The organism is Pseudomonas sp. S37 (assembly GCF_016658545.1).
GTDB lineage: Bacteria > Pseudomonadota > Gammaproteobacteria > Pseudomonadales > Pseudomonadaceae > Aquipseudomonas.
Genome location: NZ_JACVZC010000163.1, coordinates 1 through 10,627, shown reverse-complemented (window position 1 = coordinate 10,627; position 10,627 = coordinate 1). Strand labels below are relative to the sequence as shown.

Genomic DNA, 10,627 nt, shown 5'->3' with positions numbered 1-10,627 from the left:
CATCGCGACACAAGGCCGCTCCTACAAGGGCCAGTGCTGGCCACGAGGGATCAGCGAGACAGCTGCTCCCACACCGTGCGTGCGGATGCGGTGGCCCCAAGCGAACATTCATTCAAGAGGAAGCACCATGCATGTCATCGATGCGTTGAGTACCGATTTCTACGAAGTCGAGCTGGCCGGACGCGCGGGCACCGCCCAGGATGTATTTGCACAGTGGAACGCCCATGATCGCCTGGGCGTGTTGATCTACGAACCCTTGGCCGCCCTCGGCGCCACCCACCTTATTCAACTGGCCTGCATGTGCTTCTACGATGCCAAGCCAGTACGCAGAACCGAACGCAAGGTCTACCCGGAGATGTTCGCCATTCACGTCGGTGGCTGGTGGGGTGGGCATGGCAATTTCGACTTCTGGCCACCACGGCGTGAAGTGCAGGTGTCCAGCGACCCGCAGGCGATCCTCGGTGTGTTGAACGACTTCGGCATCACCCGGCTGGCACTGCCCGAACGCCCTGTGCGCGAGATCGTCCACCGGCGCAAAGAAGAGGATTGCGCGCTGGACCGGTTGGCCACCGCCGTGATGTACAGCCCGACCGGGCGCGTGGCTGCGCCCGACTTCAGCATCAGAAGCAACAACCGGCGTAGCGAGCGTGATGTGCAGCGGGTCATCAACCCGACAGCGCTTTCCGAACAGAGCATTGCCCAGCTAGTGGAGACGGCGGTGCCGGTCAAAGAGACCGATGCCGACTTCATGCCGCGCCAGCTGGAGCTTAATGCCGACATTACCGAGGCCATGCGCGAGCAGGCTCTGCAGCAGCGAGCGGCGCTCAAGGTCGATGGGCTGATGACAGAGTCGTATCGCTTTGCCGAGCTTGGGCAGGTGCTCAAGCGCCTGTGATCCATCCCTGGGTGGCGTAGATCCCGCTGCCAGCGTGGCAGAGGGATCGCACTAGGCTCTGTATGAAAAGTCTTGAGACGCAGGTCAGGCAAGGCGAAAACAGCCGAGGAAGCGGAGTGTACTGGAGTACATGAGCATTCCGAGGCTGTTTTCAACGCAGCATGAACAAGTATCAAGGCTTTTCGTACAGAGCCTACAAGTCAGAACGTCGGGGGCGCAATGACCCAGACCAGCACCGTCTCGCTCTCACCCGGGTTTTCCCAGCGGTAGGGCTCATCGTTGACCCTGAAGCTGTCCCCGGCTTTGACATCGAATTGGTGATCGCCCATCCAGATGCTCAACTGCCCACTGACGACGAAACCTTCCTCTACAGTGCCGCGCGTAGTGGGTGCCTCGAAGGTCGTGCCTGGTTTGATCGTGGCCAGGAACATCTCGAATTCGCCGCCAACATCAGGCGATAGCGATTCCTCCGTGAGGCCTCCGGTGGCTGGGCCAAGGCGCCGCCGTGACCCGGCCCGGACTACACGACCTACCTCATCTGATGGCTGTTCCTTGGACGGGAAGAACCAGTCCATCGGTACCCCGAGGGAAAACGCAATACGCTTCAGGTCAGAAATGGGGATCTCTGCACGGCCTCGCTCAAGCTGGCTGATAAAACTGATCGAGCGCCCCGTGGCGGCCGCAATTTCGGCGAGTGTTTTGGCCCGGGCCTTGCGCAGTTTGCGAATTTCCTCACCCAGGGCAATCCGGTCGCTGTCGACGTCAGCTTCAAAGTCGCGTTGGGTCGAGTCGGTTTTATCGATTGGCATGCTGTGTCTCCTAGCGAGCTGACGATAACCGCAACCCATAAAATGGGTCACCATAATCCTTGGTCAAAAAATTCACCATCGATTTATTTTTAGCCCCGGACCGACCTGTGAGCCGGAGCAGTGATTTTTTTTCGCTTCAGAAAAAAATTACCGCTGAAAATTTCGCCAATAAGCAGAGTGGAACGCGATTTTTTATCACTCGTATGGCCTGAATGGCCTGTCTCCCGCCCGCCCGCAAGCCGCCTGAGTACTAAAAAATGCTTAATAAACAGTGAGATATAGGTGTTTTTTACACAGCATAAAAAACCTCGAAAAAACGCAAAAAAATTACGTGCAAAAATTATTTGAAGGTGCATAATCACCTTAGAAAATTTTTAAGCCATTTTTTTTTGAGACTGGCTTGCAGATCTGGCGAGGTTCAAATGACCGGTGAAATTGCAGGCGCAGCTGAGGTAGGCGGTGGCTTCGAGTTTCCCGAGGACCCCCTTGCATGGGGCAGGGAGATTCGCAAGCTGCGCAAGGCGCGAGGGAAAACCCTGGCTGAGCTGGCCTTGGCTACCGGTCGCTCTCCGAGCTTTCTAAGCCAGTTGGAACGCGGCAACACCGAAATTTCGATCACTGATTTAAAAAAACTGGCCGCTGCGCTGGGTGTGCCACTGGGGTGGTTCTTCACTGCCGACAGCAAGCCGCAATCGGAAGTAGGGCGCGTGGTTCGAGCAAACAGCCGCCGGCGTCTGGGTGCTTTTCTGGACGGTATTACAGAAGAGCTGCTGTCTCCCGATATCGGTGGCATGTTTGAAATGTTTCTCAGCACCTTCGCGGTGGGTGCCACGCGGCCTGCAGCAACGGCGCGGGACACCGAGGAAGAACTCTATGTCATCCAGGGACAGTTCGATATCTGGATCGCTGACGATAAGTTCAGCCTCAAGGCGGGTGACAGTGTCAGAATTGTGCGCGAGTCGTACCGTTGGGTGAATACCGGCGATACCGAAGTTATTGTCGTCTGGGTGATCGCGCCGCCCACGTATTGAAAACCGTCGTACTTCGATAACACGATCCGGAGGTCGAAAAAGCAAAGCCTGATCACGTTCCTTATAAGGAATGTCGGGTGCGTGCACCCTGGAATTCGCCAGGCTAATTAATCAAAAGCTGAAAACAAGAACAATAACGGCGCTTGACGTTCTGCCCTGAAATAAAGCGCTGGTGGGTAAGTGCAAACAACAAGGGCCCTGACGGGACGGGCCTCTATAAATTGCCTGCTGATGGAACAAGCGCCAAGGCTTGTTCACGAGATGTCCAAACGACGGTTTTCTTATTTCAGGAGATTCAAAGTTGGCTTCCTTATCTAACAAGCGTATCGATGTTACGCCGCCGCAAGTCGAACCGACCGATTCCGGTTGGTACCTGGCCTCCGGCCCCGACCTTCCACTGAACCCGCTTTACGGCAACGTTACCTGCGAGTGCCTGGTAATCGGTGCCGGCTGGATGGGCCTGCATGCCGCTCGCCGTTACGCCGAGCTCAATCCGCAGGCCCAGGTATTGCTGGTTGATGCAGGGCGCATCGGCAATAACGCCTCGGGCCGTTGCATGGGCTTTGCCATCGACCTGGCCCATAACCCGCGCAAGCGTGATTTTGTCGAAGACCTAAAGGGCAACCAGGAAGAGTTGCATGTGAACCTGGAGGGCACTAATTACCTCAAGAGCGCGGTCGAGGCGGGCGTTGATTGCGATTGGGACCCCCAGGGCAAGTATCACAGTGCTGCAACCGCAGCAGGTGTGGATGACCTGGTGCAGTTTTCCAAAGCACTGGATCTGATGGGGCAGAAGTACAGTTGGGTCGAAGCCGATGGCATGCGCGAACTGACCGGCAGCCGGCATTACATCAAGGCGCTGCACCACCCAGGCACCGTGCTGATCCAGCCTGCCAAATACCTGAAGAACGCCGCGCGCATGTTGCCCAAGAACGTGAAGGTGCATGAAAACACCATCGTGCGTTCGGCCCAGTTCGGCAAGCCCCACCATGTGTTTGAAACCCAGAACGGAGTGATTCACGCCAAGAAGGTGATCATCTGTGCCTCGGGCTATTTGAACAACTTCGGCTTCTACAAGAACAGTGCAATCCCGGTGTACACCTTTGCCAGCATGACCCGCGTGCTCACCGACAAGGAACTGGCCAAGTGTGGCGAGGGCCCGTTCGGCCTGATCCCGGCCAACAGTTTTGGCACCACCGTCAGGCGCACCAACGACAACCGCCTGTTCTTCCGCAACGTTTATTCGTACGCGAAAAAGTACAAGACCACGGTCGAGGATGTGGCCCAGGCCAGTGTTCACCAGCAAGTGTCGTTCGAACGCCGTTACCCGGAACTGGCCTCGATGGGCTTTGTTTCCAGCTGGGGCGGCCTGCTGACCCTGTCGCAGAACGGCGGAATGATCTGGGGCGAACTGGGGGAGAACGTATACGGCACCGGCATCTGCAACGGCACTGGTGTGTCCCGCGGCACCGGCTTTGGCAAGGCACTGGCGGAGCTGGCGTCGGGCCTCAACTCCACCACGATTGAAATTCTCAAGCGGCGCAAAGCCCCGTCAAGGGCCTACCCGGAAATCATTACCTCGCTGGGTGTGAAGTACGTCACCGGGCGTCGATTCAAAGAAGCTGGTCAAGAAATCTAAAAACAGGAGAAGTGGCAATGGCAAATCTGATTGGTATCAACCTCGCGATGCAAACCACCTTCAACGAAAGTGGCGAAGTCGACTACAACGCCTACGAGAAGCTGATCGAGCAGTACATCGAAGCGGGCGTTCACGGCCTGGTACTGGGCGCCGGCAGCGGTCAGCACCCTTACCTCACCGAAGCAGAATGCAACAAGCTGTACGAGATCGGCATCAAACGCATCAATGGCCGCGTCAATGTCATTTGCCAGACCTCCGCGCTCAACGTCGATGAAGTCATCCGCCGTTCTCGCCATGCAGAAAAGGCCGGCGCCGATGCGCTGATGATCCTGCCACCGTACTTCGAAGGCCCGACCGACGACGACGGCCTGTTCGAGTTCTACCGCGAGATCGATGCGGCAGTGAGCATCGACATCGTCGGCTACAACATCCCGCAATCGACCCAGATTTCGGTATCGCCAGAGTTGCTGTCCCGCCTGCAGGGGTTGAAGAACTTCAACTACATCAAAGACAGCGGTGGTGACTTCACCATCCACCAGCAGTACATCCAGAGCGGCGGCGGCGTGCTGAACGGTTGCGACACCATCGCCCTGTATGCCTTCCTGGCCGGCACCAAGGGCGCCATCTGGGGCGCCGCGAACTACATGCCGCGCGAAACCGTGCAACTGTTCAATTTCGTTCAGGAAAAACAGTACGAAGAGGCGCTGGCGCTGTGGAACAAGATGCTGCCATCGCTGCTGCTGATCCAGACTACCAACTACATCCCGTCCGTGCTCTACGCCGCCCACCTGCGTGGTTTCGGTACCGGCATCCTGCGTAAACCGCAGCGCGCGATTACCGAGCAGGAAGCCACTGTACTCAAAGCCGCCTTGCAACCGCTGCTGAACGGCTGAGGCTGCAGGCTGGAAAAACAATAAAGCGGTACCTTGCAGAATCCGGAGATGGCCATGCGTGTTTTCTACAGATTGTTTGCAGTCCTTGCTTTTATCGTTTTCTCAAGCCTCGCGAATGCCGATGAAAAGGTCATAAAGATCGGGGCGATGGTCTATGAAGATGTCCAGGCCATCTCCCTCATCAGCAAGCATTTTCTTGAGCAAGAGAATTACAAGGTTGAAGTGGTGAACTTCTCCGAAACGGGCATTGCGTACAGCGCGTTGGCCCGCGGTGATGTCGACCTGCTGGTTTCGATGATCAATTACGTCGCTTACGACTATTGGACGAAGAACAAGCAGCGGCTGGAGAAGGTGTCGGTCGTGTCCCATGGCTTGCTTCAAGGGATTGCGGTACCGGACTACATGAACATCACCTCGGTTGAGGAGTTGAACACGGTCAAGGAGCAGACCGGCGGCAAAGTGATCGGTATCGAGCCGGGGTCTGGCCTGATGCGCGAAGTGGGTGATGCAGTGACGGCATACGGCCTGCAGTACAACGTGGTCGATGGCAGTACCGCTGCCATGGCTGCCCAGCTGCAGTCGGCGCTGGAGCGCAAGCAACCGATTGCCGTGGCCTTGTGGAAACCGTCGTGGATGGCTGAGCGCTACAACGTGAAGTTCCTGGAAGATCCCAAGCATGTCTTCGCCCCGCCGCAGACGTACTACTGGATTGCCAAGAAAGGCTTCTCGGCGGCCAACCCGGGCTTACGCGAAGCGGTAGCCAGCATCTATGTGCCGATTGATGACATCACCCGCATGACCGGTGCGGTCAAGGGCGGTGCCACGATGGAACAGGCCGTGGATAACTGGTGGAAAGACAATCAGCCCCTCGCCGGAAAGTGGGCGCAGATGTCGAGCAAGTGACGGAACCCGGCCTGGTGCCTGCCCGGCACCAGGCCGGTAACAAGAATAATCAACTTCCGGATAGGCCTATGAACATGATTACTCGACCCACTCATGTGGCGGCATCCCCGATTGTGGAATGCCGTGGTGTATGGAAGATTTTTGGCAACCAAAGCCCTGCAGCAGTCGATGCTGCAAAACGGTTCACCGAAGGCAAGGATGCGCTGCTCGACAAGCACGGTTCGGTGGTGGCAGTGGCGGATGCGACGTTCTCGGTGAGCGAAGGTGAAACCTTCTGCATCATCGGTTTGTCAGGCAGCGGCAAGTCGACGCTGATCCGTCACTTCAACCGGCTGATCGATCCTACCTGCGGTGAAGTGCTCATCCATGGTCGGGATATCTGCAAGATGACCCCCGCCGAGCTGCGCGACCTGCGTTCGCGCAAGATCGGCATGGTGTTCCAGAACGTGGCGCTGCTGCCTTATCGCACGGTGCTGCAAAACGTCGTGTTGCCGCTGGAAGTGCAGGGCACGAACAAGCAGGAGGCCTTTCGCAAGGGCCAGGATGCGCTGGACAAAGTGGGCCTGGGCAACTGGGCCAATCGCTACCCCCAGGAGCTTTCTGGCGGCATGCAGCAACGGGTGGGTATTGCCCGGGCGCTGGCCGCCGACCCTGACGTGCTGTTGATGGACGAGCCGTTCAGTGCGCTCGACCCCCTGATTCGCAAACAGTTGCAGATCGAATTCAAGAAACTCTCCACCGACCTGCGCAAAACCACCATTTTCATTACCCACGACATCGATGAGGCGATCCGCATCGGTGACCGCATTGCGATCATGAAAGAGGGGCGGATGATCCAGGTCGGCACGCCCGAGGAGGTGGTGCTCAACCCGGCGGACGACTACGTGGCCAGCTTCATGGAGGGCATCTCGCGGCTCAAGCTGCTCAAGGCGTACTCGATGCTCAAGCGCATCGACAAGCACGACCTTTCCCAGTTTGGCGGTCGCTCGCTGGACGCGCTGGTCAGCGTCAACATCGATGCCGACCTCGAAACCTTGATCGACATTGCCGTGGGCAAGCGCGAAGAAGTGGTCGCCATCAAGGAGCATGGTCGAATCGTCGGAACGGTCTGCCGCGAAACCCTGCTCAGGGCGGTGCGCGGGCTTGACCTGGCATAACTCATGGCAACTGCATCGGGTTATGGGAGGAGAAGTTCATGACTGCAATAATCGATACATTTGATTCGACCATCGACACATCGCTGGCGTGGTTGATCGACGAAGGTGCCGGGTTCTTCAATGCCATGAGCACGGCCATGGACAGCGCCTATGGGGCGGTCAACACGCTGCTGATGTTCGCACCGTGGTGGGCGGTCGTGCTGGTGGTGGCGCTGATCGGCTGGCGGGTTGTGGGGCTGTTGTTCGGGGCCACTGCCGTCGCCGGTTTATGGCTGTGCCAGGCGATGGGCTTGTGGACCGAAACCATGGCAACCCTGACCCTGGTGTTCAGTTCAACGCTGTTGGCCTTGCTCATCGCCATTCCGGCGGGGGTGGTGGTGGGGCTGTCGGCCAGGTGGAAGCACGGCGCCGAACTGGTGCTGGACTTCATCCAGACGATGCCGCCCTACATCTTCCTGCTGCCGGGCATCGCCTTGCTGGGCTATGGCCCTGCCACGGCGATCTGGGCCACGTGCCTGGTGGCCATTCCACCGGCGCTGCGCCTCACCGCCCACGGCGTGCTCATGACCCCGGTGCAGTATTGCGAGCTGGGTTCGGCGGTGGGCATGAAAACGGCCTCGCAGGTCTTGAAGATTCGCCTGCCGTTTGCCATCCCGTCGATTCTGGCTGGCATCAACCAGAGCCTGATGCTCAGTTTTGGCATGGTGGTAATCGCCGGTATCGCCGGGTCCGGTGGCCTGGGGCAAACCATCTACGAGGCGGTGCGCACCCTGAAGATCGACTTGGCGGTAAACGCCGGGATCGCCATCGTGATCCTGACCATTGTGCTTGACCGCATTTCGCAGGCCATGTGCACCACCGAAAAAGGAGCCGTGTGATGGATATCACTGTATCGCCAGGCTCTACCGTGGCGCCGTTCCTGTCTTACCTGAACAGTAACTTTCACCATGGCTTCATGGCGGTGGCGCAGTTCTTCGATGTGCTCATCGGGGGCATCGTGGCGCTGCTCAGCCTCGCCTCTGCGCCTGTCGTCATCGGCAGCCTGGCAGTGCTTTGCGCGCTGGTGGCCGGCTGGCGTGTCGGCCTGATGACGCTGGTCGGGCTGGCAGGCTGCCTGGCGCTGGGCATGTGGGCACCGGCGGTGCACACCATAGCGCTGATTGTCGTGGCGGTGGCTTTCTCGCTGTCGATCGGCATCGTGCTGGGCGTACTGCTGTCCAGAAGCGAGCGCATGAAGGCCGCCGCACGGCCGGTTCTCGACGTGATGCAGACCATGCCGCCATGGGTGTACCTGGTGCCTGCCGTAGTGCTGTTCGGGCTCGGCGCGGTACCCGCACTGTTGGCAACCATCATCTTCGGCATCCCACCGATGATCCGACTGACCATTCTGGCCATGAACCAGATACCCGCCAACCGGCTGGAGCTGGGGGCTGCGATCGGTGCTCGGCCGCGTGAGATCTTCTGGAAAATCGAGCTGCCGTCGGCACTGCCAACCCTGTTGGTCGGGGTCAACCAGTGCGTCCTGCTGTCGCTAGGGATGGTGGTGTTGGCAGGCCTGGTTGGCGCTGGTGGGCTGGGGTCTGAAGTGACCCGTGGCCTCAGCCGCATGGAGTTTGGCCTTGGCGTGCGCGCCAGTCTGGCCATCGTGATTCTGGCGCTGATCATCGACCGGCTATGCCGCGGCACGGTGCCAGCCCGTTTCCTCAAACATTGAGCAACACCCGCATCAGCAATCGTTCAACAACAAGATATTTGGAGAAAGCATGCGCACCCAACTGTACATCGATGGTCAATGGGCCGATCCGATCCGCAAGGGCACCCTGGACGTCATCAACCCGGCCAATGAGCAGGTCATTCATGCCCTCCCCAAAGGCACCGCTGAAGACATCGACGTGGCAGTCAGTGCGGCACGCCGGGCCTTCGACAAAGATGGCTGGCCGCAGACCACCGGCGCACAGCGTGCGGTGTACCTGCGGCGTATCGCCGAGCTGATCCGTGGGCGTTCCGAAGAACTGGCCAGGCTTGAAGTGCTGGACAACGGCAAGCCGCTGCCCGAAGCGCGTTGGGACATTGGCGATGCGGCGGGTTGCTTCGATTACTACGCAGGCCTGGCTGAGCAGCTGGACAGCGACAGCAGCGCCGACCTGGCGATTTCCGACGACCGTTTCCGCACCAAGGTGGTGAAAGAAGCCGTGGGTGTGGTGGGCGGGATCATCCCGTGGAACTACCCACTGCTGATGGCCGCCTGGAAGGTTGCCCCGGCGTTGGCCGCTGGCTGCACCATCGTGCTCAAACCGGCCGAGAACACCTCGCTCACCGCTCTGGAACTGGCAGCGATTGCGCAGCAGGCCGAGCTGCCTGCCGGTGTGCTGAACATCGTGACTGGCCTGGGGGGCGAGGCCGGGCAGGCGCTGGTCACGCATCCGCAAGTCGACAAGCTGGCCTTCACCGGCTCCGGCAAGATCGGTTCGCACATCATGGCCGAGGCGGCCAAGGACATCAAACGGGTGAGCCTGGAGCTGGGCGGCAAGTCGCCGCTGCTGGTGTTCGACGATGCCGATATCGAGAACGCGGTCGAGTGGATCATGTTCGGCATCTTCTGGAACCAAGGCCAGGTCTGCTCGGCCACCTCTCGGGTGCTGGTGCAGGAGGGCGTGTACGACAAGCTGCTCGCGCGCCTGACCGAGGAGGCCCGCAAGATCACCATCGGCGACGGCCTGGAGGAGGGCGTGCTGCTTGGCCCGCTGGTTTCCCGGCAACAATACGACCAGGTCAATGCAGCGGTGGTGCATGCCCAGGAAGACGGCGCCCGGGTGGTCACTGGCGGTGCTCGCCCTGCCGCCCTGGGCAAGGGTTACTACTTCCAGCCCACCATCCTCACCGATGTGCCGCTGGACAGCCACGCCTGGAAGGAAGAAATCTTCGGCCCGGTGGTGTGCGTACGCCGTTTCGCATCCGAAGGGGACGCCGTGGCGCTGGCCAATGACAGCCGCTACGGCCTGGCCGCCGCGGTGATGACCAAGGATGCCGAGCGCTCGGAGCGCGTGGCCCAGGCGTTGCGCGCCGGCATCGTCTGGATCAACTGCTCGCAACCGACCTTCACCGAAGCGCCATGGGGTGGCTACAAGCAGTCCGGCATCGGCCGCGAACTGGGCAAGTGGGGCCTGGAAAACTACCTGGAAACCAAGCAGATCACGGCGTACACCAGCAACTCGCCTTGGGGTTGGTACATCAAGTAAGGGGTGCTGCGCCCGCAAGCGTGTTGCAGACCTTGTGGGAGCGGGTTCACCCGCGAATGCG

General features: G+C 59.4%; 10 protein-coding genes. 9 read left to right on the top strand and 1 reads right to left on the bottom strand.

All coding sequences use genetic code 11. The features are described from left to right. Positions 1-127 precede the first annotated feature (127 nt). Positions 128-895, top strand: a complete 768-nt coding sequence (locus IAE39_RS27765; protein ID WP_201207672.1) for a hypothetical protein — start codon at positions 128-130, stop codon at positions 893-895. A 200-nt stretch (positions 896-1,095) separates the two neighbouring features. Here the strand turns inward: IAE39_RS27765 and IAE39_RS27760 are convergent, their stop codons facing one another. After that, the gene (locus IAE39_RS27760) at positions 1,096-1,704 is read right to left on the bottom strand and encodes a helix-turn-helix domain-containing protein (protein WP_201207671.1); all 609 of its coding nucleotides are present in this window, start codon (positions 1,702-1,704) and stop codon (positions 1,096-1,098) included. A gap of 422 nt (positions 1,705-2,126) precedes the next feature. On the opposite strand from IAE39_RS27760, the gene IAE39_RS27755 reads away from it, so the two are divergent. The 8 genes from IAE39_RS27755 to IAE39_RS27720 all read left to right on the top strand — a co-directional run bounded on the left by IAE39_RS27755 (position 2,127) and on the right by IAE39_RS27720 (position 10,566). Beyond that, the gene (locus IAE39_RS27755; protein ID WP_201207670.1) at positions 2,127-2,735 is read left to right on the top strand and encodes a helix-turn-helix domain-containing protein; all 609 of its coding nucleotides are present in this window, start codon (positions 2,127-2,129) and stop codon (positions 2,733-2,735) included. Positions 2,736-3,036: 301 nt separating this feature from the next. Then, on the top strand, positions 3,037-4,374 hold the full coding sequence (locus tag IAE39_RS27750; protein WP_201207669.1) for an NAD(P)/FAD-dependent oxidoreductase: 1,338 nt from the start codon (positions 3,037-3,039) through the stop codon (positions 4,372-4,374). 17 nt (positions 4,375-4,391) lie between these two features. Then, positions 4,392-5,267: a dihydrodipicolinate synthase family protein gene (locus IAE39_RS27745; protein ID WP_201207668.1), complete on the top strand. Its 876-nt coding sequence runs from the start codon at positions 4,392-4,394 to the stop codon at positions 5,265-5,267. A 54-nt stretch (positions 5,268-5,321) separates the two neighbouring features. After that, positions 5,322-6,170 (top strand): glycine betaine ABC transporter substrate-binding protein, encoded by an 849-nt coding sequence (locus tag IAE39_RS27740; protein WP_201207667.1) that lies wholly within the window; start codon positions 5,322-5,324, stop codon positions 6,168-6,170. Positions 6,171-6,238: 68 nt separating this feature from the next. Next, the gene (locus tag IAE39_RS27735; protein WP_236548856.1) at positions 6,239-7,327 is read left to right on the top strand and encodes a quaternary amine ABC transporter ATP-binding protein; all 1,089 of its coding nucleotides are present in this window, start codon (positions 6,239-6,241) and stop codon (positions 7,325-7,327) included. 38 nt (positions 7,328-7,365) lie between these two features. Next, positions 7,366-8,205: an ABC transporter permease gene (locus IAE39_RS27730; RefSeq protein ID WP_201207666.1), complete on the top strand. Its 840-nt coding sequence runs from the start codon at positions 7,366-7,368 to the stop codon at positions 8,203-8,205. Then, entirely contained in the window at positions 8,205-9,041 is an 837-nt protein-coding gene (locus IAE39_RS27725; RefSeq protein ID WP_201207665.1) for an ABC transporter permease, read from the top strand. Before IAE39_RS27730 ends, IAE39_RS27725 begins: the two co-directional genes overlap by 1 nt. Before the next feature lie 49 nt (positions 9,042-9,090). Then, on the top strand, positions 9,091-10,566 hold the full coding sequence (locus IAE39_RS27720; protein ID WP_201207664.1) for an aldehyde dehydrogenase family protein: 1,476 nt from the start codon (positions 9,091-9,093) through the stop codon (positions 10,564-10,566). Positions 10,567-10,627: the final 61 nt, after the last annotated feature.